Here is a 23,283-nt window from a genome sequence, read left to right as displayed (position 1 = left end):
AGTTCAAGTATACGCAGGTTGTCGCCGTTTACAAACCTTCTGGTGAATTTTTTATCAGTTAATGTGCCCTGATCAAAAATGATCCCATTTTGTTAACGAAAATTTCGAGATTGAACCCTGAAATTGTCAAAGAGTTCACTTCTGTCGCGCAAGCGGCCGGCCATCAGATGCACCACTCCCTCCCCTTTCTCGACTTTTCCACTCACTTGCATCAGTTTTGCCGTGAGATAGGGCTGACGCTGAGCCTGGGCGGTACGACTCCACACCACCACATTGGCGTTGCCGGTTTCATCCTCCAGGGTAATGAAGGTCACCCCACTGGCGGTTCCCGGTCGCTGGCGCCCGACCACCACCCCTGTCAGGGTCACCAACTGGCCATGACGGCAGGCCATCAGTTGCTCGGCGTTCACCTGTCCCTTCATCAAACCACGACGGCGCAACATCGACATGGGGTGCTCTCCCAGGGTCAGCCCCAATTGTGAAAAATCGGTCAGCATCTCCTCCTCCACCTCAGGCTGACAGAGGGTCACTTCACTCTCCAGCGGGGTATCGCCAAACAGGGGCAACTGCTCCGCCACCGCCGCCAGTTGCCAGCGCGCCTGGTAACGATGGCCGGCCAGGCTCTTCAGGGCATCCGCCGCCGCCAGCCGCTCCAGCTCCTGGCGCCCCAGCCCGGTCAGTGATGCCAGTTGCTGGCTGTCACGAAAACCATCTGGGGGACGGCAATCCACCACCCGGCGTCCCGCCTCTTCGTTGAGCCCCTTCACCAGTCTCAGCCCCAGGCGCAGCCCGGCCTCGCCGGCAACGGACTCCAGCGTATGATCCCAACTGCTGTGGTTGACCGACACCGGCAGCACACTGACTCCGTGGCGGCTGACGTCCTGCACCAACTGGGAGGGGGTGTAGAAGCCCATGGGCTGGCTGTTGAGCAAGGCGCAGCAGAAGGCTGCCGGGTAGTGGAACTTGAGGTAGGCGGACACATAGGCCAGCAGAGCGAAACTGGCGGAGTGGGACTCGGGAAAGCCGTACTCTCCGAAGCCACGGATCTGGTTGAACACCTGGCGGGCAAAGGTTTCGCTGTAGCCCCGATCGGCCATGCCAGAGAGCAGCTTGGTCTCAAACTTGTCCAGCTCCCCATGACGCTTCCAGCTGGCCATGGCCCGGCGCAGGCGATCCGCTTCGCCGCCGGAGAAACCGGCAGCCACCATGGCCAGTTTGATCACCTGCTCCTGGAAAATGGGCACCCCCAGGGTGCGCTCCAGCACCTCCCGCACCGCATCACTGGGATAACTCACCGGCTCCAGGCCGTGACGGCGACGCAAATAAGGGTGCACCATGTCCCCCTGAATGGGCCCCGGACGAACAATGGCGATCTGAATCACCAGATCGTAATAGCTCCTGGGGCGCAGCCTGGGCAGCATGTTGCTCTGGGCCCTGGACTCAATCTGAAACACGCCGATGCTGTCCGCCTGACACAGCATGTCGTACACCTCGGGCTGCTCCCGCTGCACATCGTCCATGCCATAGTGCTGACCTCGCCACTGACCAATCAAGTCGAAACAGCGGCGGATGGCGGTCAGCATCCCCAGGGCCAGCACATCCACCTTGAGCAGCCCCAGGGCTTCCAGGTCGTCCTTGTCCCACTGGATCACCGTCCTGTCCGCCATGGCGGCGTTCTCCACCGGCACCAGCTCCGCCAGGGGCCCCTGGGAGATGATAAAACCACCCACATGCTGGGACAGGTGGCGGGGAAAGCCGATAAGGGCCTCCACCAGAGGCACCAGATGGGCGGCGGCACCACTGGGCAAGCCCTCCTCACTCATCAGCGCCTGGGTCTGATTCTGCCAGGAACTCTCCTTGTCACGCCGGTCCACCTGTTTGATCAGCCGCTCCTGATAGCTCTCATCCAGCCCCAGGGCCTTGCCCACATCCCGCACCGCGCTCTTGAATCGGTAGCTGATCACCGTGGCAGCCAGGGCGGCGCGCTCCCGGCCATACTTGCCGTAAATATACTGGATCACCTCCTCCCGGCGCTGATGCTCAAAGTCCACATCGATGTCCGGCGGCTCATTGCGCTCTTTAGAGATAAAGCGCTCAAACAGCAGGCTGACCTGAGTGGGGTCCACCTCGGTGATCCCCAGGCAGTAGCACACCACCGAGTTGGCCGCCGAGCCCCGCCCCTGATAGAGGATCTTGCGGGAACGGGCGAAGCGGACGATGTCGTAGATGGTCAAAAAGAAGTAGTGATACTCCAGCTCATCGATAAGCTGCAGCTCCCGCTGGATCTGAGCCGAGACCGCCTCCGGCACTCCATGTGGATAACGCCGGCGTGCCCCCTCCTCGGTTTGCTGACGCAGATACTGAGAGGCACTGAGTCCCTGGGGCACCACCTCCGCCGGATACTGATAACGCAGCTCCTCCAGCTCAAACTGACACAGGCTGGCGATCACCTGGGTCTGCGCCAGCCAATCGGGCCGATAACGACGCGCCAGGGCCGACAAGGATTTCAGGTGGGCCTCCCGGTTGCCCTGCAGACGCCAGCCGGCCTGAGACAGGGTGCAGCCATGGCGCACGCAGCAGAGCAGATCCAGCAAAGGCTGTCGCTCAGTTCTGTGCATCCGTACGCCACCGGCACACACCAGAGGCAGTGACCAGTGCTGACCCAGGGCCTCGGTCAGGGCCAGTGCGGCGGCATCCTCAGGGATGAAGTGGCGCTCCACCAACAACCACAGCCGCCCCTTATACAGGGGCATCAGCCTGGCGATCACCGAATCCAGGACCTGTCGCTCTGTGGTCACCACTGGCTTAATCAGCAGCAGACACTCCTCCAGGTTGGACTCCAGATCGCTCCAATGGACGGCATACTGCCCCTTGGGGCTGCGCCGCCGGGCACGACTGATCAGGGCTGAGAGCTGACCATAGCCCCGACGACTCTGAGCCAGCACCACCAGGGTGGCCTCCTCAAAACGAAACTCACTGCCGGTGATCAACCTGATGCCATGCTCCCGGGCCTCCTCCCATGCTTTGACGATCCCTGCCAGGGAGCACTCGTCGGTGAGGGCGATGGCGCTGTAACTCAAACTGGCCGCCTGGGCCACCAGCTCCGCAGGGTGGGAAGCCCCCTGCAGGAAGCTGTAGTTACTCAAACTGTGCAGCTCGGCGTAGCCCAGATCAGAACCAGCCATGGATAAACCACCCCAACTCGTTCCGAAACGCCCAGCACCAGCGGCCATCGTCGACCTGGGCCAGATAGTAATCCCGGGCAACGGGGGCGCCGTCCCACCAGCCACTCTCCAGCCGCTCCGGCCCCTGGCGCAGTTGCAACCGACGTCGCTCAACCTCCTGTGGCTCCTCCAGCAGCCAGGGAGGCCGAGGCTTCTGGGGACCCGCACAGCCCAGCGCGCCCGGCTCGCCCCAGCACCAGGCCCGCTCCGGGCGGATCTCATCCACACAGCCAACTCCCCTGACCCTGGACTCCCCCAGGCGGGCAATCAACTGAGACACCAGCTCCCGGGCCGGGCTGTGCTCACCGCCGGGCAGTACCTGGGCACTCAAGGACCGGGTATCAGGGTCCAGTTCACTGAAGCTCTCCGCACTGAGCATCAGCTCCACCACGGGTTGATACAGGGTCAGGCGCTCAAACCTCAGCTGCACCAGCTTAAACAGCTGCTCGCTGCGATGCTCCGCAAAGCCTGGACGCAGCACTATGGCCTGATCCGGCCCCTGGCGATGCACCAGAGTCAGGGTAAAGGCATCGCAGGAGAGCTGACGATGACGGAGAAACTCTCCCAGGGCCGCCAGCATGCGTTTCAGGGGGAACAGCAGCACCTGGGCCAGCTCCACCTCCTCCATCAATACCAGCTTCTGACGGAATCCGGGGGGCGGTTGATACTCATGACGGGGGTCGGGCAGCTCCCCCCACAGCCGGGAGAGGTAGAGCAGCAGTTCACTGCCGAACCGCTGCCCCAGCTCCTGCCTCGGCAGCCTGTACAGCTGCTCAGTCTGGCGAATGCCCATCCCCAGCAATCGCTCTCCACTGTCATCGGGCAGCTCCAGGGCAGCCACAGGCAGAGCCAGTAAGCAGGCTCTGAGCGCCTCCTCCTCCAGAGTGTTGGCATCCTCGCCACTGCGGGCCAGCAAGGCAGCCGCCTGAGGCGTGTGTCCCAGCCCCTGACGACAGGGCAGCCCCAGAGCCTCCAGGCTCAGATTCAGGGCCGCGCGCCACTGGGCCAGGCCGCCAAAGAGCCGCAGCATGCTGCCCGCCTCCAGCAACAAACGGTCCGGCGGCACCAGCACCACCCGGCCGCTGAACCCGTAAGCCCAGGCCCCCAGCTCCTCCAGAAGAGGCACATCGTCGACCAGGGGCTCCAACAGCCTGAGCTCCGGACACAGGGAGGTGGCCGTGGCCAGACTCTGTCCCCGGGCCACTCCGGCACCCCGGGCCAGATCATTGAGCTGCAACACCTGTATGGGCTGGCCTCCAACCAGGGCCAGGGGGGGAGCCTGTTCCAGGGTTCTGGCCTGATGGTGCAGCTGCAGATCGATAAAGTGCAGACCCAACCACAGCATTACCAGGGTCCCTGCACCAGGGTCACCCTCCCCTTTTCGGGGAGCGGCCCCCAGCCAGAGGGCGCCAGGGCCACAGGCTGAGAAGACTGGGGCCAGCCCCCCCGCTGCTTGAGGATCTGCAGGCTGTGTCCCCCATGGGTCACCGACAGCCGAAGGCGCAAACTGACCGGGTGGCTCTCCTGCTCCAGCTCCGGAGGCAGGAACACCAGGGCCACGCTCTCCCCCTTCTCCGCCGCCAGTTGCAGCCGCCGCGACTCACTCACCGACAAGGCATCGAGCCAGAGCAGCACCCTTTGACAACTGCCACTGGCCAGGGCCTGCTCCGCCGCCCACAGCTGCTCCTTACGATCCAGATCGGTCAGGCACAGCAACCGGGACAGATCCAGTTCCCGGCTCCAGGCCGGTGCATAGGGAACAAAGGGCGGGCAAATCAGCAGCAGCCACTGATCTTCCGCCGGCGTCACCAGACTCTGCAGCAGCAGGGCCTCACCACTGCCAGGGTGAGCCACCAGCACCTCCACCACGCCTCTGTCCGGCCAGCCCTGGCGAGCTAGGCGTTGGTCCAGGCCGGGAAAACCTGTGGCGATGCCACACTTATCCTGCTGCCACTGGCTGGCCAGCCACAGGTCATCACGCTTAAGCAGGGAGTCAACGGGTTTCAACATTTTCAGCACCAAATGAAATACTGTACGCATATACAGTATCAATCATCTTGGCTTCAGATCCAAGGGATCTCTGGGAACCAGAAGCACTTCAGCAAAGTCCTAAAGAAAAGCACTTGAGAATTCAGTAGACTGGCTCCCCCCAACAGGAAGGACAAAGATGGATGAGTGAACCCAAGGCCCTGACCAAAGAGCAGAGGATCTGGCAGGTGTGCCTGATGATTCCCGAAGGCAAGGTGGTCAGCTATGGTCAACTGGCGGATCTGGCGGGGTTGCCCGGTCGGGCACGGCTGGCGGGCCGGGCGATGCGCACCGCCCCCAAGGAGATGGCGCTGCCCTGGTACCGGGTACTGGGCGCCGGAGGCAAGATCTCCCTGCCCAAGGACTCCCCTGGATACCGGGAGCAGCAGTACCACCTGCGGGAGGAGGGCGTGGAGGTCAATGGTAGCCGGGTTAATATGGCTCGCTACCAGTGGCAACCGGATCTCGCTGAACTGCTTTGGCAACTACCCTTTTAACACTGACGTCCCAATAAGGAGTGCCCATGCGAGCCCTACTCACCCTCTTCCTGCTGTTGCAGGCGTTGGCTGTTCAGGCCAACCCCCTACTGCCCTACCGGGCGGACTACCAGGTGTGGCGCGGTGACTCCGAGTTGGGCGAGGGCTATTACCAGCTTGAGCAGTTGGCCGATGGCCAGTATCGCCTGGGTTACCAGAGTAAGGTGGGCTTGCTGTTTCTGTCCGATACCCGCACCGAAACCAGTGAGTTCAGGATGGTGTCACAGCTGGTGCGCCCAACCCTGTACCGGATGAAACGCTCCGGCACCGGGCCGGACTTTAAATCCTGGATCCGCTTCAATCCTGATACAGGCCCCATCCAGGCCCAGTACCGGGATGAGAAAGCCACCCTGCCCTGGAGCGAGCCCAAGTTTGATCCCCTGAGCTATCAGCAACAGCTGAGACTGGATGTGGCCGCTGGAAAGACCGAGATGGCCTACCCCATCATCTATAAGGCCAAAGAGAAGGAGTACCGCTATAAGGTGGTGGGAGAGGAGACTCTGACCCTGCCTTTCGGCACTCTGGAAACCATCAAGGTGGAGCGGGATCGGGGGGAAGGCAGCAGCCGCCAGACCTACCTGTGGCTGGCCAAGGCGCACCATCTGGTGATGGCACGCCTGATTCAGTATAAGGATGGGGATGTGCAGGCGGAGCTGAAACTCACCGCCCTGGAGTTCAAGGACGCCCCGACGCTACAGGCAAGCCATCCTTAAACAGCTGCCACTCGCCCCCCTCCATGGTGTACCACTGCTCGTTGTGCGTCAGCGGCCGGGTGGCGATCACAGTGACTATGTCTTTCTCGGTGGTTTCCTGTTTAAAGTCGATCACCATGTCGGTGTCGATCAGCTTGGCTTCACCAAAGGGCGCCCGCCGGGTGATCCAGCACAGGTTGTTGCTGCACAGGGCCAGCAGATAGCGGCCATCGGTGAGCAGCATATTGAATACCCCAAGCTCCCTCAGTTTGGCCGCTTCCTGGGCCACAAAGCGAAACGCCTGACGCATATCCTTGGGCTTTTCCGGGAAACGCTCCGCCAGCTTGTCCATCAGGTAGCAGAAGGCCAATTCACTGTCGGTATTGCCTACGGGATGGAACCGTTTGGGCTTCATCTTATCGGTGTAGCCACTGAGCTGGCCGTTATGGGCAAAGGTCCAGTAGCGGCCCCATAGCTCCCGGCAAAAGGGGTGGGTGTTCTCCAGCGACACCCGGCCCCGGTTCGCCTGGCGGATATGGCTGATCACCGCCTTACTCTTGATGGGGTACTCCTTGATCAGGGCGGCCACCTCAGACTCACAGCTGGGCTGACAGTCGCGGAAGGTGCGGTTGCCCATCCCCTCGTAGAAGGTGATGCCCCAACCGTCGGTATGGGGACCGGTGACACCGCCCCGCTCCACCAGTCCGGTAAAGCTGAAGACGATGTCCGTGGGTACATTGGCGCTCATCGCCAGCAATTCACACATGGCTTTACCCGTATCATTCTCTATTACAACGAAGAATAACCAGATTTTAACGTTCGCGCACCCCGCCAGGCCGGCGTTTGCTCAAAGGCTCGCCACCCGAGTCTGCGCTTTTCCCTATACCTTGCAGTAAATAATCGCAATTAGATCTTGAAGAAGTTCAAACATGTGTTTAGTTTTTATGTGACAGAGGTCAGACCAGACCATATACTGTGACAGAGAGCAAACCTGTCGGTAGTCCGTATCCCGGCAGGTGACACAAGGAGAAATAACGTGACTACCCTAATTTGGAGCATTGCCTCGATTCTGGTGTTAGGGGGCCTGATCTACAAGCGCGCCTCACTGACCCTGTTTACCCTGGTGGCCGCCGCGGCCCTGGCCATTGGCAGCGGCCTTGGCATTGTGGGCACCCTGGCCTGGATCCTCTTCGCCATCATCGCCATCCCATTCAACGTCGCCTCCCTGCGTAAGAGCTTGCTGACCAAGCCCGCCCTGAAGGCGTTCCGTTCCGTGATGCCCGAGATGTCCCAAACCGAAAAGGACGCCATCGAAGCGGGCACCACCTGGTGGGACGCGGACCTGTTCTCCGGTGCACCTGACTGGAAGAAGATGCACCAGCTGCCCATGCCCCGCCTGAGCGCCGAGGAGCAAGCTTTCCTGGATGGTCCGGTAGAAGAGGTGTCCCGCATGGTGAACGCCTTCCGTGTGTCTCACCAGGACGCCGACCTGACCCCAGAGGTGTGGCAGTACCTGAAGGACAAGAAGTTCTTCGCCATGATCATCAAGAAGAAGTACGGCGGCTTGGAGTTCAGCCCCTACGCCCAGTCTCAGGTTCTGCAGAAACTGGCCGGCGTCGATTCCGTCCTGGCGTCCACCGTGGGCGTACCCAACTCTCTGGGTCCGGGTGAACTGCTGCAACACTATGGTACCGAAGAGCAGAAAGACCACTACCTGCCCCGCCTGGCGGTAGGTCAGGAGGTTCCCTGTTTCGCCCTGACCAGCCCTGAAGCCGGCTCCGACGCCGGTGCCATCCCTGACTACGGCATCGTCTGCAAGGGTGAATGGGAAGGCAAAGAGGTAGTGGGCATGCGCCTGACCTGGAACAAGCGCTACATCACCCTGGCACCTGTGGCCACCGTGCTGGGTCTGGCCTTCAAACTGCGTGATCCTGATGGCCTGATGGGCGACCAGGAAGATATTGGCATCACCTGTGCCCTGGTTCCCACCGACATCGACGGTGTGGTGATCGGACGCCGTCACTTCCCACTGAACACCATGTTCCAGAACGGTCCGACTCAGGGTAACGATGTGTTCGTGCCTCTGGACTTCATCATCGGCGGCCCCAAGATGGCCGGCAAAGGCTGGCGCATGCTGGTTGAGTGCCTCTCCGTCGGCCGCGGCATCACCCTGCCCTCCAACTCCGCCGGTGGCATCAAGACCGCTGCGGCAGCCACAGGCTCCTACTCCCGCATCCGGCGCCAGTTCAAGACACCCATCGGTAAGATGGAGGGTATTGAAGAGCCAATGGCGCGCATCGGTGGTAACGCCTACCTGATGGAAGCGGTTAACGCCATGACCACCACAGCCCTGGGGCTGGGTGAGAAACCCTCGGTGATCTCCGCCATCGTGAAGATGCACCTGACCGACCGCATGCAGAAATGTGTTATCGACGCCATGGATATCCACGGCGGTAAGGGTGTGTGCCTGGGCCCCAACAACTACCTGGGCCGTGGCTATCAGGGTGCCCCCATCGCCATCACCGTAGAGGGTGCCAACATCCTGACCCGCTCCCTGGTGATCTATGGCCAGGGCGCCATCCGCTGCCATCCCTATGTACTCAAGGAGATGGAAGCCGCCTTCGATAAGGACGCCGGCCGCAGCCTGGAGAACTTCGACAACGCCGTCTGGGGCCACGTGGGCTTCGTCTTCAGTAACCTGGTGCGCAGCATCTGGTTCGGCCTGACCGGCGCCCGCTTCAGCAGCGCGCCCTATTCGGACGTTACCAAGCGCTACTACCAGCACATGAACCGCTTCAGCGCCAACCTGGCCCTGCTTTCTGATCTGGCCATGGCGATGCTGGGCGGCAGCCTCAAGCGTAAGGAGCGTACCTCCGCTCGCCTGGGCGACCTGCTGAGTCAGCTCTACCTGACCTCCGCCACCCTGAAGCGTTATCAGGATGATGGCCGTCAGACCGACGACATCCCGCTGATGCAGTGGGCCGTGGAGGACAGCCTCTACAAGTTGCAGACCTCCCTGGTGGAACTGCTGGAGAACTTCCCCGCCTTCGGTGGCCTGCTGAAGTTCCTGATGTTCCCTCTGGGTCTGCCGATGAAGCGCACCTCCGACAAGCTGGACCACCAGGTGGCCAAGATCCTGCAAACCCCTTGCGCCGCCCGCGATCGCCTGATTGCCGGCCAGTGGCTGGAAGCCCACGAGAACAACCCTGTGGGTCGCCAGGAGCAGACTCTGCGCAACATCCTGGCCGCCGAGCCTCTGTTCGACAAGGTGTGCAAAGCCGCCGGCACCAAACTGCCCTTCTGGAAGCTGCATGAGGTGGCTGAGAAAGGGCTGGAGCTGGGTGTACTGACCGCCGATGAGGCTCAGTTGCTGCGCGACGCCGAAACCGGTCGCCTCGAGACCATCAACGTGGATGACTTCGATCCCGAGGAGCTCAAGGCCAATCCGGTAGAGGTGGAGCCCACCAAGCCCGTACAGGCCGCCTAAGTCCACTGGCAGCCTGAACAAAAACCCCGGCATAAGGCCGGGGTTTTTCTTTGTCCGGGAACCGGGAAAAAGCCACAAAAAAGGGGCCATCAGGCCCCTTGTTGGCACAGGTTGCTAGCGCGCCATCCGAATCACCACCCGGCGGTTCTGAGCCCGGCCCCGGTTACTGGTGTTACTGGCGATATGGCGTTTTTCACCGTGGCCCTGGCTGACGATGCGATTGGCTTCGATGCCGGATTCCACGAAGAACTGCTTCAACTTATCCGCCTGCTCATGGCTGAGTTTGAGGTTGGACGCCTCAGAGCCAAAACTGTCGGTATAGGAATCGATCAGCACCAGCTCCAGCGTCGGGTCGTAGGAGAGATACTCACGAATGCGCTCAAGCTTGCGCCTGGAATCGGAGGTCAGCTCACCGTTTTTGTCCCTGAAGTTCAGCACCGTATAGGCGATATCTTCGAAGCTGTAGGGCAGCAGGCTGTCGATGCAGGCAACAAACTGAAAATAGCTGTTCTGGAAATTAGCCGAACTCAGGCCTACCGCCACCTGGTTTATCGGGTTATACCAGTCCTGATAGTAGAAGGTGGGCTGCATCCCCTGTTCCAGCTCGGTGAGCATCACCCAGGCGGCATGCTTAGGCACCTCGGCATCGAACTGAGCCTGATAAGTCACGTCCACAATAGGGCGTGCCGGTACCCCGGGACGCCAGGAGGGCGCCACAGAACGCAGGCTGGCCCGGGTGGCTCGTTCAGGCTTACGCCGCATCTCAAGAATAAAGTTGAGATCGGTGGAGCGCCCCGCCCTGCTGTCAAACACGGCGGTACCATAATGAGGAATGGTATGGGTCAGGGTACACTGAAGCGGATTGGCCGTCTCCAGGTTCCAATGTGACTGATCGATGGATGCCACATAGTTCCTGACACCGCCAACGGCGGAGCAGGAGAGCATCGCACTCACAATCACTGCACCATATCTCAATCGCATTTAGGCTACCCTGAGGTTGTCTGTTACCGCCTGTATCGGCGTCGCGGCAGAAAGCTTTAGATTAAATCTTCGCCAACCAATTTTTTTGCATTATCCCGGGGCTTTGCGATAATTGCGCCCCCCAAGAGAAACAAAGCTGGCGGCATGACCCCTATTAAACCAGAAAATCTGCTCGTAAACCGCTTCCGCGGCTATTTTCCCGTGGTGATCGACATCGAAACCGCCGGCTTCAATGCCGCCACAGACGCCGTGCTGGAGATCGCCGCCGTCACCCTTGAGATGGACGCCGATGGCTGGCTCAAACCGGCCCAGACCCTGCACTTCCATGTAGAGCCTTTCGAGGGTGCCAATTTGGAACCTGCGGCCCTGGAGTTCAACGGCATCGACCCCCATAACCCGCTGCGTGGGGCCGTTTCCGAAAAAGAAGCGCTGCAGGAGATCTTCAAGGCGGTTCGCAAGGCCCAGAAGGCCGCTGGGTGCCACCGCTCCATCGTCGTGGCCCACAACGCGGCCTTCGATCATGGCTTTCTCAATGCCGCCATCGAGCGGGCCAAGATCAAGCGGGTCCCCTTCCACCCCTTCGCCACTTTTGACACCGCCACGCTTTCCGGCCTGGCCCTGGGTCAGACGGTTCTGGCCAAGGCATGTCGCACCGCTGGCGTTGAGTTTGACAATAAACAGGCTCACTCCGCCCTGTACGACACCGAACGCACCGCCGAGCTGTTCTGCCACATCGTCAACAAGTGGAAATCTCTGGGGGGCTGGCAGGTTCCGGAAGAGAACGTAAAAAGTGGTGAGCCCCTGAAGCAGGATGAAGAAGAGTAATAAAATCAGAGCCGTATCTAGCGGCTCTCACACCTCTTCCTAACAGTTCTCGTCCATTCAATACCTCGACGGCGTCAAATTTTCGTCGCTTGTAACATTTTTGACAATTTTTCGATACAATGCGCTCATAACTATCAAAGAGCAACACAGATTGCCTATGAGTGCCCAACTACTTTTAATGGCTCACCAGGGGCTGAACCAGGCTTTGCGACAACTGGCGCTGGGTTGTGGTGTCAAGCAGACTCTGGAGAGCCTGATCCGGCTGACCGAGGAGATCACCCCAGAAGTGCGGGTGTCGGTGCTCTCCTACGACTCGGAGAGCCAGACCCTCAGTACCCTGAGTGCGCCCAGCCTGCCCGGCGAATACAACAGTGCCATCGATGGTGTGCCCGTCGGCCCCACCGTAGGCTCCTGTGGCAAGGCCGCTTTCTTCAAGCAGGAGGTGTTCACCCCGGACATCTACGACGACCCCAACTGGGAAGCCTTCTTGCCTCTGGCCAAGATGGCGGGTATCCGCGCCTGCTGGTCACTGCCTGTGGTGTCCAGCCGGGGCAACCTGCTGGGCACCTTCGCCCTCTACCTGGATAAACCCGCCCTGCCCAGTGAGTTCGAACAGGAGTTCATGACCCTGATGAGCTCGGTCGCCGCCGTGGCCATCGAGAAAGATGAGGTGGAAAAAGAGCTCTACTATGCGGCCACCCACGACTCTCTCACCGGCGTCGCCAACCGCCATCAATTCTGTGCCCGGCTGGACCAATTGATGGCGGCCTCTCACCGCACCGGGGACCCATTGGCGCTCTACTTTATCGACATCAATAACTTCAAGCGCTTCAACGACAACTTTGGCCACGCCTTCGGAGACAGGGTACTGATTAAGGTGGCGGAGAGACTCCGCAGCATCAGCCGGGATATGGATGTGGTTGGCCGACTCGGTGGTGATGAATTCGTTCTGCTGTGCCCACTGCAACAGGACACCTGTGCCGAAGCCATTCACTCCAGGCTGATGAACGAGCTGCAGCACCAACTCAGCGTTGAACAGGTGGATGTGGTAGCCAGCATCGGCCTGGCCCTGTGGCAACCTGCCGAGGCAACGAGTGCCGAACAGCTTATCGCCGAAGCGGACCGCCAGATGTACCAGAACAAACAATCCTTCAAACGGGCCGGCTAACACCGGCCGACAGCCCGATTTCCGTCACACAATTGCACCCGAACTGCATATTTATCTGGACACTTCCCCTGTGACCCTGAAAATGGTTCGTTTCCCTCTTAAAACAGCAATCAACCATAGGTAACATATAATAATGAACGCCGTCGTCATTGCGGTACTCCTGGTCCTGGTGCTCAGCCTGGCCAGAGTCAACGTGATCATTGCGCTCACCGTCAGCGCCCTGGTTGCCGGCCTGCTTGGCAACATGAGCCTGGCAGAGACCATTGATGCCTTTAATACGGGCCTGGGGGGCGGAGCTACCATCGCCCTGGGTTATGCCCTGCTGGGTGCCTTCGCCGTAGCCCTAAGCCACACCGGCATTACCGACAGCCTCTCCCGGGGGATCATCGGTCGCTTGGGTGGCCGCCCGGACAACCAGGCCGTGACCGGTGTGAAATACGCCCTGCTGGTGGCCATTCTGCTGATGTCCGTGGCATCCCAGAACGCAGTGCCTATTCATATCGCCTTTATCCCGATCCTAATCCCGCCTCTGCTGGGTGTGTTCAACAAACTGAACCTGGACCGGCGCCTGGTCGCCTGTGTCCTCACCTTTGGCCTGGTCACCACCTACATGGTTCTGCCTGTGGGCTTCGGCGGCATCTTCCTCAAGGACATCCTGATGGCCAACCTGGTCAGCAATGGTCTGGAGATGCAGGCGGATGAGCTGATGGGTGCCATGTTTATTCCGGCGCTGGGCATGGTATTCGGCTTGCTGACTGCCATGTTCGTCAGCTATCGCAAGCCACGGGTCTACCAGGATAAAGAGCTGGACGGCAGTGAGCATGTTGAGCATCAGCCCTTGAGTGGCCTGCGGATCGCCGTAGTGATGGTGGCCATCGCCGCCACCCTGGGCATTCAGCTCTACACCGACTCGATGATTTTCGGTGCCCTGGCAGGCTTTGTGGTACTGAACCTTGGCGGCATGGACAAGGGGATCTCCAGCCAGGATCTCTTTACTCAGGGCGTCAGAATGATGGCCACCGTGGGGTTCATTATGATCGCCGCTGCGGGCTTTGCTGCCGTCATCAAGGCCACCGGTGAAGTCCCCGCCCTGGTTGACTCCATCCAGGCGATGATCGGCACCGACAAGGCTCTGGCAGCCTTCCTGATGCTGCTGGTGGGTCTGTTTATCACCATGGGTATTGGCTCCTCCTTCTCCACCATCCCCATCATTGCGGCCATCTATGTGCCCCTGGCCATGGGTTTTGGTTTCTCTACCCCGGCGATCATCGCCCTGGTGGGCACCGCTGCCGCCCTGGGTGACGCAGGCTCTCCAGCCTCCGACTCCACCCTGGGCCCCACCGCCGGCCTCAATGCCGACGGTCAGCACGACCACATCTGGGATTCGGTGGTTCCCACCTTCCTGCACTACAACCTGCCACTGCTGGCCTCAGGCTGGCTTGCCGCCATGGTTTTGTAGTTTCAAACAGACACAAAAGGGGCGCCAGATGGCGCCCCTTTTTAATGCTTCAATGAAGACTCAACAAAGGTCCTGCACCAGAGTCGCGAGGCAACTCTCCACTTCCCGATAGCTCTGTTCCATCAAAGTAACCTGCTTTTGAGCCTGCTCCCGCAGACCCTCGCTGGCCAGATTGACAGCCTGCTCTCCGTGGTAGTGCACAGACCGGTGTGGGTTATCCATTGCCAAGAATGCCCTATGGTTTCCGAGCACTTCCTGCACCTGAGGGTCCCGATACCAATGGCCTATACCACAAGAGTCCGCATCGACAACCGAGGGCAGAGCATTGCCCGGCTCGGCAACAAACTGATCGATACTACGGCGCAACAGAGTTTCATCAACTACCGCCAATTCCAGCTTCGATCGCCAACTTGCAATGGACAGCCGCGTGCGTGTCTCTCCGATGTCAGACAACTGCTCCCCCATCTTTCTCAGAGTTCTCAGGGTCTGCTCAACGATTGAGGAGAGATTGGAGGACAGTTCGATATTCAGTGCACTCAAAGAGCCTGAACTGCTCTCCAGCACTTTTAACGTAGAGTGAGCCTGCTGAGCGGAGTTTGAAGTATTTTCCGACAGGCTGCGTACTTCACTGGCGACAATGGCAAATCCTCTGCCATGCTCCCCGGCCCTCGCGGCCTCGATGGCCGCGTTCAGTGACAAGAGGTTGGTTTTATCGGCTACGTCTCCAATGGACTCAATCACCTTTCGAATTGCCGCATACTCGGTAAAAAGGCTTTCGAACTGCCCCAACTGCTCCCTTTGTAACTCACTGAGTTCACCCAACTTGATGGCCAGAGATTCAATCTCTTCCTTGGCCACATCGGACAGAATCAGCGCCTGCTCGATCTCACCCGCATTTCCTCGAAGGCTGCCATCCAACCACTGAAAAGCGGAACGCATCTGCTCCATGCGTGCCGTACTCAATTCAGTGTCCTTTCTGAGCTGAGTACCGAAACGTTCGGCTTCGACACGTTTTCTGAACTCTTCATCACGTTCTGACTTCAGAGACTGATTTTCTGCCTCAGCCTTGATCAGCAGTTCTCTGAGATCGACCAGCTCGCGCTGCTGGGCGGTCAATTGGTTCTGTAATTGACGTTTGCTTATGCCAAAGAACAAGTTTTTCATCGTATGTACTGATTAACCATAAGAGATGGCTAGACCATACTTTTGTTGCATTAAATATGCAAGTTTATAAATCCTTACTTTTTATAAGGTAAGAGCCATCTGTCGATTAGAGTCTCTCCACCCTGCTCGTTTAAGAAAAGCGGCTTCGCCCCCAAAAAAGAAGGGGCGCCAGATGGCGCCCCTTTTAATGCAGTTTTGACTAGAGGTTTACTCCGCCTCCTGCTCCTTGTACTTGGCAGCAGTCTCGGTAACCAGGCTTTGCAGCTCACCGGTACGGGCCATCTCAAGGATGATGTCACAACCACCAATCAGCTCGCCTTCAACCCACAGCTGAGGGAAGGTTGGCCAGTTGGCGTACTTGGGCAATTCGGCACGAATATCAGGGTTTTGCAGGATATCCACATAGGCAAACGCTTCACCGCAGTTCACCAGCATCTGGGACGCCTGAGCGGAAAATCCACAGCTAGGCAGCTTAGGAGACCCCTTCATGTACAGGATGATAGGATTTTCCGCGATTTGTGACTTAATCTTCTCTACAGTTTCCATGAGTACCACATCTGGTAGTGATCTTGATTCTCATTCTATAAAAAGTGCAACCAAACCCCAATGTATTTTTTCGATAACGCCAGTTAGAACATTCAATTGGGAACATGATGCACGTCACAGGTTAAGGGAGTACAATGCTCCCATAACGGAACAAAACCAACAGCTAAATCAGCTAAATGGAGAACGCAAATGGCTTTCGAACTACCTGCACTGCCTTACGCTAAGGATGCACTGGAGCCCCACATCTCAGCCGAGACCCTGGACTTTCACCACGGCAAGCACCACAACACCTACGTGGTTAAGCTCAACGGCCTGATCGAGGGCACCGAGTTCGCCGGTAAGTCTCTGGAAGAGATCATCAAGAGCTCCAGCGGCGGTGTATTCAACAATGCAGCCCAGATCTGGAACCACACCTTCTACTGGCACTGCCTCTCTCCTAACGGTGGCGGCGAAGCGACCGGTGCCATTGCTGATGCCATCAACGCTGCCTTTGGCTCTTTTGACGCGTTCAAAGCCAAGTTCACCGACATGGCGATCAACAACTTCGGCTCCAGCTGGACCTGGCTGGTTAAGAAGGCGGACGGCAGCCTGGATATCGTCAACACCAGCAACGCCGGCACTCCGCTGACCGAAGAGGGGGTCACTCCTCTGCTGACTGTCGACCTGTGGGAACACGCCTACTACATCGACTACCGCAACGTGCGCCCTGACTACATGAACGGTTTCTGGGCCCTGGTAAACTGGGAGTTTGCCAACCAGAACTTCGCTGGCTAACCAGCAGCTGGTCACATAAAGGGAGCCAAATGGCTCCCTTTTTTGTATCTGGAGATCAACAAGGGAGCCGCAGGGCTCCCTAGGATGCTAAATGCTCTTCCCCATTAATGCTCTGAGGTGAGCTTGTCCCAACCCTGCCATTCACCAAACTGAGAAAAGAAGCTCTCAGGGTCGTCAGGCACCCAGCTTGGGCGGCTGTTCTGCTGATGGTATTCACGCCACTGCTCTTTATTGTGGATGCCGCACCATCTGGCGTAGGTTGAGATCATCTCGATTGAGACATGGTCATGTTGAGTCACTGACATATCGCTACTTCCTGTGTAACCAACCGAGGCCACTTTAGCAAAAGCGGATGGTTACCTACTAATGGTTATTTATGACATTTACGTGACAGCCACCACACCTCGACTTAGCCCGTCTCGAAGGGGAATCACTGCGGCTTTTGCGGCATATAGCCCCGCAAGTGCGGACAAATTTTCTGGGCAATTCTGTCACCTGGGCCGTATACAGTTGAAACCCCTGCTCCAATGCGGGGGTCTAACTCTTAGGTGAGGACGGTTTTCGACCCTTTTCCATTAAACCCATGAAATATTTCGTCTTAAAAATCTATGGTTTGCTGTCCTATTTAGAAATATTGGGTCTACGCTTAATGCTAAGGGTTGGAGATGACTGCCCTGCCAACGGCGCGGCAAAACTGATTTCAGGGGGTGACCGATGACCATTTTCCAGCACTATCAGCAACGTTATGAACGTACCCGTGACGAAGAGATGAGTATCCAGGACTATCTGGAGCTCTGTAAAGCCGATCACAGCGCCTTCAGCAGCGCCGCCGAGCGCCTGCTGGAAGCCATTGGTGAACCTGAGATGGTGGACACAGCCAAGGATCCCAGGCTGTCCCGCATCTTCTCCAACCGGGTTGTCGCCAGATACCCCGCTTTTTCCGAGTTTTACGGCATGGAAGAGGCAATTGAGCAGATCGTTGCCTATCTGAAACACTCGGCTCAGGGTCTGGAAGAATCCAAGCAGATCCTCTATCTGCTGGGTCCGGTAGGTGGCGGTAAGTCCTCACTGGCCGAAAAGCTCAAGAAGCTGATGTCCAAGGTGCCCATCTATGTACTGAGCGCCAACGGCGAACGCAGCCCGGTGAATGACTCTCCCCTGTGCCTGTTTGACCTCGAAGAGGACGGCAAACTGCTGCAGGATGAGTACAAGATCAGCAAGCGCTACCTGCGCAACATCATGTCGCCCTGGGCCGCAAAACGGCTGCACGAGTTTGGCGGCGACATCAGCAAATTCAAGGTTGCCAAGGTGTTCCCCTCCATCCTGGACCAGATCGCCATCGCCAAGACCGAGCCTGGCGACGAGAACAACCAGGACATCTCCTCGCTGGTGGGTAAGGTCGACATCCGTCAGCTGGAGCATTTCGCCCAGAACGATGCCGACGCCTACGCCTACTCGGGCGCCCTGTGCCGGGCCAACCAGGGGATCATGGAGTTTGTGGAGATGTTCAAGGCACCCATCAAGGTGCTGCACCCTCTGCTGACCGCCACCCAGGAAGGCAACTACAACAGCACCGAGGGTCTGTCCGCCCTGCCCTTTGCGGGCATCATCCTGGCTCACTCCAACGAGTCGGAGTGGCAGACCTTCCGCAACAACAAGAACAACGAGGCCTTCCTGGACCGGGTCTACATCGTCAAGGTGCCCTACTGCCTGCGCGTCTCCGAAGAGAAGAAGATCTATGAAAAATTGCTGGACAGCTCAGATCTGAGCCAAGCCCAATGCGCCCCTGGCGTGCTGGATATTCTGGCCCAGTTCAGTGTCCTCTCCCGCCTGAAGGACCCGGAAAACTCCTCCATCTTCTCCAAGATGCGGGTGTATGACGGTGAAACCCTGAAAGATACCGACCCCAAGGCCAAGTCCCACCAGGAGTACAAGGACTACGCCGGTGTGGATGAGGGGATGAACGGGCTCTCCACCCGTTTCGCCTTTAAGATCCTGTCCCGGGTGTTCAACTTTGACCACAGCGAAGTGGCAGCCAACCCAGTACACCTGTTTTATGTGCTGGAGAAGCAGATCGAGCGCGAACAGTTCCCTCAGGAGATGGCGGAGCGCTACCTGGAACACCTGAAAGGCTACCTGATTCCCAAGTACGTGGAGTTTATCGGCAAGGAGATTCAGACCGCTTACCTGGAATCCTATTCCGAGTACGGCCAGAACATCTTCGACCGCTACGTCACCTATGCGGACTTCTGGATTCAGGATCAGGAGTACCGGGATCCGGAAACCGGCCAGCTGTTTGACCGGGCCGCCCTGAACGCCGAGCTTGAAAAGATCGAGAAACCGGCCGGGATCAGCAACCCCAAGGATTTCCGCAACGAGATCGTCAACTTTGTGCTGCGCGCCCGGGCCAACAACGCCGGCAAGAATCCCAACTGGGTCAGCTACGAGAAACTGCGCACGGTGATTGAGAAGAAGATGTTCTCCAACACCGAGGATCTGTTGCCGGTGATCTCCTTCAACACCAAGACCTCTGCGGACGAACAGCAGAAGCATGATGACTTCGTCGATCGCATGATGGAGAAGGGCTACACCCGCAAGCAGGTTCGCCTGCTGTCCGAGTGGTACCTGAGGGTACGCAAGTCATCCTGATGCGGTGGGAGAGTGCCTATGACGCATTTTATCGACAAGCGCCTCAACACCAAGGGCAAAAGCACGGTGAACCGCCAGCGATTTCTGCGTCGCTATAAGAAGCAGATTAAGCAGGCGGTCTCCGATGCTGCCACCAACCGCAGTGTCACCGATGTGGAGAGTGGCGAAAAGATCACCCTGCCCACCAAGAACATCTCCGAGCCGGTGTTCCACACCGGACGCGGAGGGGTTCGCCAAACGGTCCATCCGGGGAACGATCAGTTCCATCGGGGAGACCGCATCGACCGCCCTCCTCAGGGGGGCGGCGGTGGCGCAGGCCAGGGGCAGGCTTCTGACAGTGGTGAAGGCAGTGACGACTTCGTGTTCGAGATCTCCAAGGATGAGTACCTGGATATCCTGTTCGACGATCTGGAACTGCCCAACCTGCAGAAGACCGCACTGGATAAGCTGGTGGAGTTCAAAACCGTCAGGGCAGGCATCACCTCAGAGGGACAGCCTGCCAACATTCACATCGTGCGCTCTTTGCGAGAATCCCTGGCCAGGCGCACCGCCATGACCGCGGGCAAACGTCGCGCCCTGAATGAAGCGGAAGCCAAACTGGAGGCGCTGACCAATACGCCCGGCTCCAGCAGTGAGGAGATCCAGGCGCTCAAGGAGGAGATTGAGGAGTTACGCACGCGGATCAAGGCAGTGCCCTTCCTGGACACCTATGATCTCAAGTACACCAACTTCGCCAAACAGGCGGTGCCTACCTCCAAGGCGGTGATGTTCTGCCTGATGGATGTTTCAGGCTCCATGGACCAGGCCACCAAGGATATCGCCAAGCGCTTCTACATCCTGCTCTACTTGTTCCTGACCCGAACCTACAAGGAGCTGGATGTGGTCTTCATTCGTCACCACACCCAAGCCAAGGAGGTGGATGAGCAGGAGTTCTTCTACAGCCAGGAAACCGGTGGCACCATAGTCTCCAGTGCATTGAAACTGATGCATGAGATTCAGCAGGAGCGCTACCCCGCCAACGAGTGGAACATCTACGCAGCCCAGGCCTCGGATGGCGATAACTGGGCAGACGATTCGCCTCTGTGCCGACAGTTACTGGACCAGTCGCTGCTGCCCACCTGCCGTTACTTTACCTACATAGAGATCACCAACCGGGCCCATCAGACCCTGTGGCGCGAGTATGAGAGCCTGTCCCAGGTGCACTCTCACTTCGCCATGCAACACATCCGTTCCGTGGAAGACATCTTCCCGGTATTCAAAGAGCTGTTTAAAAAACAGACGGCCTGATTCCATTTGGGGGGAAACCGATGACCGAGAAACGTACCCTGTCAGACGGACCAGACTGGACCTTTGACCTTCTGAATCAGTATCACAAAGAGATTGAGCGGGTGGCCGAGCTGTATCGCCTGGACACCTACCCCAATCAGATAGAGGTGATCTCCGCCGAACAGATGATGGATGCCTACGCCAGCGTCGGCATGCCCATCGGCTACTCCCACTGGACCTTCGGCAAGAAGTTCATTGAAACTGAACGTCATTATAAGCGCGGTCAAATGGGCCTGGCTTACGAGATCGTCATCAACTCCAACCCCTGTATCGCCTACCTGATGGAGGAGAACACCATCACCATGCAGGCCCTGGTCATGGCCCACGCCTGTTATGGTCACAACAGCTTCTTCAAGGGCAACTACCTGTTCCAGACCTGGACCGATGCTGACTCCATCATCGACTACCTGGTGTTTGCCAAGAACTTCATTGCCGAATGCGAAGAGGCCCACGGCATCGACGCTGTGGAGGAGCTGCTCGATTCCTGTCACGCCCTGATGAACCTGGGGGTGGACAGGTACAAGCGCCCCGCTGAGATCTCTCTGCGGGAGGAGAAGATGCGGCTTAAGGAGCGGGAAGCCTACCTGCAGTCTCAGGTCAACGACCTGTGGCGCACCCTGCCTGCCACCCCGACTGAGGAGGAGGATAAGCAGGCGCCCCGCTTCCCGGCCGATCCCCAGGAGAACCTGCTCTACTTCATCGAAAAGAATGCGCCGCTGCTGGAGCCCTGGCAGCGTGAGGTGGTGCGCATCGTCCGCAAAATCTCCCAGTACTTCTACCCCCAGAAACAAACCCAGGTGATGAACGAGGGCTGGGCCACCTTCTGGCACTACACCATCATGAACCACCTCTATGACGAGGGGCTGGTGACCGATCGCTTCATCATGGAGTTTCTTCACAGCCACACCAATGTGGTGATGCAGCCGGAATACAACAGCCCCTACTACAGCGGTATCAACCCTTATGCCCTGGGCTTTGCCATGTTCCAGGACATCCGCCGCATCTGCGAGGATCCGGATGAAGAGGACAAACGCTGGTTCCCGGATATCGCCGGCTCCAACTGGCTGGATACCCTGCACTTCGCCATGAACAACTTCAAGGATGAGAGCTTTATCTCCCAGTACCTGTCGCCCAAGATAATGCGCCAGTTCAAGTTCTTTACCGTACAGGATGACGATCGTAAGAGTTATCTTGAGGTCGGTGCCATCCACAATGATGAGGGTTACCGGGAGCTGAGGCAGAACCTGTCTGCTCAGTACAACCTCTCCAACCTGGAACCCAATATTCAGGTGTGGAACGTCAAGGTCAGAGGGGACCGATCGCTGATTCTTCGCTATCAGCCCCATAGCCGCATTCCCCTGGCTGAGAGCAAGGATGAGGTGATGAAGCACCTGCACCGATTGTGGGGGTTTGATGTCTACCTGGAGGAGGAGAAGGAGAACGGCAACACGGAGATCATCGCCCGAAGCCTCGCCAAAGCCGAAGAGTAGTAACTAGGGGCCCGGTCGTGCCCTACGAAGCCTGTCTGGCGATGGCCATACAACTGACCTGTTCGACAACACACAAAAAAGCCCGCTGCAGCGGGCTTTTCAATGTGGTGAGCGGAGGCCTTATTCGGCGATATCCTTAGGCATATCGGAGCGAATCCTCATCCACAGCTTACCGGATTCAATACCATAGCGACGAACGATGTGGGGTACCTCGTCAGCATCCCCCTGCTCGGCACACTTCAGCAGATCCTTGTAGTAGTTACGGGCCAGATCCCGTGCCGCTTCCTGGCTGAAGTAGTAACGGCCAACCCGGCTGTACAAGCCCTTGAATCCGTTCAGGATCAGAGCATAGATGGGGTTGTCCGAAGCCATAGCCAGAGAGTGGTTCAGGTTATAGTCGTAATCGGAAAATGCGCCGGGATCATCGTGGATGTCACTCCACTGAGACAGCACTTCCTGAGCACGCACCGGGTTGTAGCGCACCGCGGAGCGGATATAGATGGCGCTGATGTTGGTGCGGGCAGAGAGCAGTTGATCCATCAGCTCCGGCACCCCGTCCTGATCCAGGCGGGCAATGGTTTCCAGGATATTGAGCCCGGAGGTTTCCCAGAAATTGTTCACCCGGGTCGGTTTACCGTGCTGAATAGTCAGCCAGCCATCTCTGGCCAGACGCTGCAAAACTTCCCTCAAAGTGGTTCGGGTTACCCCGATCAGCTCGGACAGTTCGCGCTCCGCTGGCAGTATGGTTCCAGGTGCGAACTTATTGTTCCATATGGATTTTACGATGTACTCTTCGGCAAATCCTGCTGGACTCTGCGCTTTTATTATCATAGTCACGGGGGCCTTACGACTCTTGAACAAGGTGTAATTGAATTATCTTAGCAAATAAAGAACAAATGCAAAAATGCGATCCATTCCCCAAATATTTAACTAA

General features: G+C 58.2%; 19 protein-coding genes. 10 read left to right on the top strand and 9 right to left on the bottom strand.

All coding sequences use genetic code 11. The features are described 5' to 3' along the window. Positions 1–92: 92 nt before the first annotated feature. The 3 genes from ACN0RV_RS08320 to imuA are packed head-to-tail and all read right to left on the bottom strand — an operon-like array spanning position 93 to position 5,234. Positions 93–3,185 carry an error-prone DNA polymerase gene (locus ACN0RV_RS08320; protein ID WP_417347171.1) on the bottom strand — a complete coding sequence of 1,031 codons (3,093 nt, stop codon included), beginning with the start codon at positions 3,183–3,185 and terminating at the stop codon, positions 93–95. Further along, positions 3,172–4,569: a Y-family DNA polymerase gene (locus tag ACN0RV_RS08315; RefSeq protein ID WP_417347170.1), complete on the bottom strand. Its 1,398-nt coding sequence runs from the start codon at positions 4,567–4,569 to the stop codon at positions 3,172–3,174. Before ACN0RV_RS08315 ends, ACN0RV_RS08320 begins: the two co-directional genes overlap by 14 nt. Continuing rightward, entirely contained in the window at positions 4,569–5,234 is a 666-nt protein-coding gene (imuA, locus tag ACN0RV_RS08310) for a translesion DNA synthesis-associated protein ImuA (protein ID WP_417347169.1), read from the bottom strand. Before imuA ends, ACN0RV_RS08315 begins: the two co-directional genes overlap by 1 nt. A 161-nt stretch (positions 5,235–5,395) precedes the next feature. Between imuA and ACN0RV_RS08305 the strand changes: the two genes are divergently transcribed. Then, a complete protein-coding gene (locus ACN0RV_RS08305; RefSeq protein WP_417347168.1) occupies positions 5,396–5,749 on the top strand; it encodes an MGMT family protein in 354 nt (117 codons plus the stop codon). 26 nt (positions 5,750–5,775) lie between these two features. Continuing rightward, entirely contained in the window at positions 5,776–6,501 is a 726-nt protein-coding gene (locus ACN0RV_RS08300; protein ID WP_417347167.1) for a DUF3108 domain-containing protein, read from the top strand. On the opposite strand, the gene ACN0RV_RS08295 is transcribed toward ACN0RV_RS08300, so the two are convergent. After that, entirely contained in the window at positions 6,464–7,246 is a 783-nt protein-coding gene (locus tag ACN0RV_RS08295; protein ID WP_417347166.1) for a class II glutamine amidotransferase, read from the bottom strand. The two genes, ACN0RV_RS08300 and ACN0RV_RS08295, sit on opposite strands and share 38 nt — an antisense overlap. A 270-nt stretch (positions 7,247–7,516) precedes the next feature. Here ACN0RV_RS08295 and fadE point away from each other — a divergent pair, with 270 nt between their 5' ends. Further along, positions 7,517–9,967: an acyl-CoA dehydrogenase FadE gene (fadE, locus tag ACN0RV_RS08290; protein ID WP_417347165.1), complete on the top strand. Its 2,451-nt coding sequence runs from the start codon at positions 7,517–7,519 to the stop codon at positions 9,965–9,967. 114 nt (positions 9,968–10,081) lie between these two features. On the opposite strand, the gene ACN0RV_RS08285 is transcribed toward fadE, so the two are convergent. Then, positions 10,082–10,948, bottom strand: a complete 867-nt coding sequence (locus ACN0RV_RS08285; RefSeq protein WP_417347164.1) for a flagellar protein MotY — start codon at positions 10,946–10,948, stop codon at positions 10,082–10,084. Positions 10,949–11,092: 144 nt separating this feature from the next. Here ACN0RV_RS08285 and rnt point away from each other — a divergent pair, with 144 nt between their 5' ends. The 3 genes from rnt to ACN0RV_RS08270 all read left to right on the top strand — a co-directional run bounded on the left by rnt (position 11,093) and on the right by ACN0RV_RS08270 (position 14,400). Further along, a complete protein-coding gene (gene rnt / locus ACN0RV_RS08280; RefSeq protein ID WP_286339312.1) occupies positions 11,093–11,773 on the top strand; it encodes a ribonuclease T in 681 nt (226 codons plus the stop codon). Positions 11,774–11,930: 157 nt separating this feature from the next. Then, positions 11,931–12,941 (top strand): diguanylate cyclase domain-containing protein, encoded by a 1,011-nt coding sequence (locus tag ACN0RV_RS08275; RefSeq protein ID WP_417347163.1) that lies wholly within the window; start codon positions 11,931–11,933, stop codon positions 12,939–12,941. Between the two features lie 133 nt (positions 12,942–13,074). Then, the gene (locus ACN0RV_RS08270) at positions 13,075–14,400 is read left to right on the top strand and encodes a Na+/H+ antiporter family protein (RefSeq protein ID WP_417347162.1); all 1,326 of its coding nucleotides are present in this window, start codon (positions 13,075–13,077) and stop codon (positions 14,398–14,400) included. A 60-nt stretch (positions 14,401–14,460) separates the two neighbouring features. On the opposite strand, the gene ACN0RV_RS08265 is transcribed toward ACN0RV_RS08270, so the two are convergent. Next, positions 14,461–15,564, bottom strand: a complete 1,104-nt coding sequence (locus tag ACN0RV_RS08265) for a methyl-accepting chemotaxis protein (protein WP_417347161.1) — start codon at positions 15,562–15,564, stop codon at positions 14,461–14,463. A 207-nt stretch (positions 15,565–15,771) separates the two neighbouring features. Further along, complete coding sequence (locus ACN0RV_RS08260; protein ID WP_028111045.1) at positions 15,772–16,110, bottom strand: Grx4 family monothiol glutaredoxin; 339 nt, start codon at positions 16,108–16,110, stop codon at positions 15,772–15,774. Positions 16,111–16,299: 189 nt separating this feature from the next. Between ACN0RV_RS08260 and sodB the strand changes: the two genes are divergently transcribed. After that, a complete protein-coding gene (sodB, locus tag ACN0RV_RS08255; protein WP_417347160.1) occupies positions 16,300–16,884 on the top strand; it encodes a superoxide dismutase [Fe] in 585 nt (194 codons plus the stop codon). 104 nt (positions 16,885–16,988) lie between these two features. Here sodB and ACN0RV_RS08250 read toward each other — a convergent pair whose 3' ends face one another. Beyond that, on the bottom strand, positions 16,989–17,189 hold the full coding sequence (locus tag ACN0RV_RS08250) for a hypothetical protein (RefSeq protein WP_417347159.1): 201 nt from the start codon (positions 17,187–17,189) through the stop codon (positions 16,989–16,991). A gap of 409 nt (positions 17,190–17,598) precedes the next feature. On the opposite strand from ACN0RV_RS08250, the gene ACN0RV_RS08245 reads away from it, so the two are divergent. The 3 genes from ACN0RV_RS08245 to ACN0RV_RS08235 are packed head-to-tail and all read left to right on the top strand — an operon-like array spanning position 17,599 to position 22,349. Next, positions 17,599–19,533 carry a PrkA family serine protein kinase gene (locus tag ACN0RV_RS08245; RefSeq protein WP_417347158.1) on the top strand — a complete coding sequence of 645 codons (1,935 nt, stop codon included), beginning with the start codon at positions 17,599–17,601 and terminating at the stop codon, positions 19,531–19,533. Positions 19,534–19,551: 18 nt separating this feature from the next. Continuing rightward, the gene (locus ACN0RV_RS08240) at positions 19,552–20,820 is read left to right on the top strand and encodes a YeaH/YhbH family protein (RefSeq protein ID WP_417347157.1); all 1,269 of its coding nucleotides are present in this window, start codon (positions 19,552–19,554) and stop codon (positions 20,818–20,820) included. Positions 20,821–20,840: 20 nt separating this feature from the next. Next, on the top strand, positions 20,841–22,349 hold the full coding sequence (locus tag ACN0RV_RS08235; protein ID WP_417347156.1) for a SpoVR family protein: 1,509 nt from the start codon (positions 20,841–20,843) through the stop codon (positions 22,347–22,349). Between the two features lie 120 nt (positions 22,350–22,469). Here the strand turns inward: ACN0RV_RS08235 and fadR are convergent, their stop codons facing one another. Continuing rightward, entirely contained in the window at positions 22,470–23,180 is a 711-nt protein-coding gene (gene fadR / locus ACN0RV_RS08230) for a fatty acid metabolism transcriptional regulator FadR (RefSeq protein WP_417347283.1), read from the bottom strand. Positions 23,181–23,283: the final 103 nt, after the last annotated feature.

It is taken from the genome of Ferrimonas sp., from assembly GCF_048263965.1.
Classification (GTDB): Bacteria; Pseudomonadota; Gammaproteobacteria; order Enterobacterales; family Shewanellaceae; genus Ferrimonas.
This window is presented reverse-complemented; position numbering and strand designations above follow the sequence as displayed.

Bases quoted from the DNA above. Each gene is read 5' to 3' on its own strand.
- ACN0RV_RS08320 (WP_417347171.1), bottom strand. From the start codon at position 3,185: ATGGCTGGTTCTGATCTGGGCTACGCCGAGCTGCACAGTTTGAGTAAC.
- ACN0RV_RS08315 (WP_417347170.1), bottom strand. From the start codon at position 4,569: ATGCTGTGGTTGGGTCTGCACTTTATCGATCTGCAGCTGCACCATCAG.
- imuA (WP_417347169.1), bottom strand. From the start codon at position 5,234: ATGTTGAAACCCGTTGACTCCCTGCTTAAGCGTGATGACCTGTGGCTG.
- ACN0RV_RS08305 (WP_417347168.1), top strand. From the start codon at position 5,396: ATGAGTGAACCCAAGGCCCTGACCAAAGAGCAGAGGATCTGGCAGGTG.
- ACN0RV_RS08300 (WP_417347167.1), top strand. From the start codon at position 5,776: ATGCGAGCCCTACTCACCCTCTTCCTGCTGTTGCAGGCGTTGGCTGTT.
- ACN0RV_RS08295 (WP_417347166.1), bottom strand. From the start codon at position 7,246: ATGTGTGAATTGCTGGCGATGAGCGCCAATGTACCCACGGACATCGTC.
- ACN0RV_RS08285 (WP_417347164.1), bottom strand. From the start codon at position 10,948: ATGCGATTGAGATATGGTGCAGTGATTGTGAGTGCGATGCTCTCCTGC.
- rnt (WP_286339312.1), top strand. From the start codon at position 11,093: ATGACCCCTATTAAACCAGAAAATCTGCTCGTAAACCGCTTCCGCGGC.
- ACN0RV_RS08275 (WP_417347163.1), top strand. From the start codon at position 11,931: ATGAGTGCCCAACTACTTTTAATGGCTCACCAGGGGCTGAACCAGGCT.
- ACN0RV_RS08270 (WP_417347162.1), top strand. From the start codon at position 13,075: ATGAACGCCGTCGTCATTGCGGTACTCCTGGTCCTGGTGCTCAGCCTG.
- ACN0RV_RS08265 (WP_417347161.1), bottom strand. From the start codon at position 15,564: ATGAAAAACTTGTTCTTTGGCATAAGCAAACGTCAATTACAGAACCAA.
- ACN0RV_RS08260 (WP_028111045.1), bottom strand. From the start codon at position 16,110: ATGGAAACTGTAGAGAAGATTAAGTCACAAATCGCGGAAAATCCTATC.
- sodB (WP_417347160.1), top strand. From the start codon at position 16,300: ATGGCTTTCGAACTACCTGCACTGCCTTACGCTAAGGATGCACTGGAG.
- ACN0RV_RS08250 (WP_417347159.1), bottom strand. From the start codon at position 17,189: ATGTCAGTGACTCAACATGACCATGTCTCAATCGAGATGATCTCAACC.
- ACN0RV_RS08245 (WP_417347158.1), top strand. From the start codon at position 17,599: ATGACCATTTTCCAGCACTATCAGCAACGTTATGAACGTACCCGTGAC.
- ACN0RV_RS08240 (WP_417347157.1), top strand. From the start codon at position 19,552: ATGACGCATTTTATCGACAAGCGCCTCAACACCAAGGGCAAAAGCACG.
- ACN0RV_RS08235 (WP_417347156.1), top strand. From the start codon at position 20,841: ATGACCGAGAAACGTACCCTGTCAGACGGACCAGACTGGACCTTTGAC.
- fadR (WP_417347283.1), bottom strand. From the start codon at position 23,180: ATGATAATAAAAGCGCAGAGTCCAGCAGGATTTGCCGAAGAGTACATC.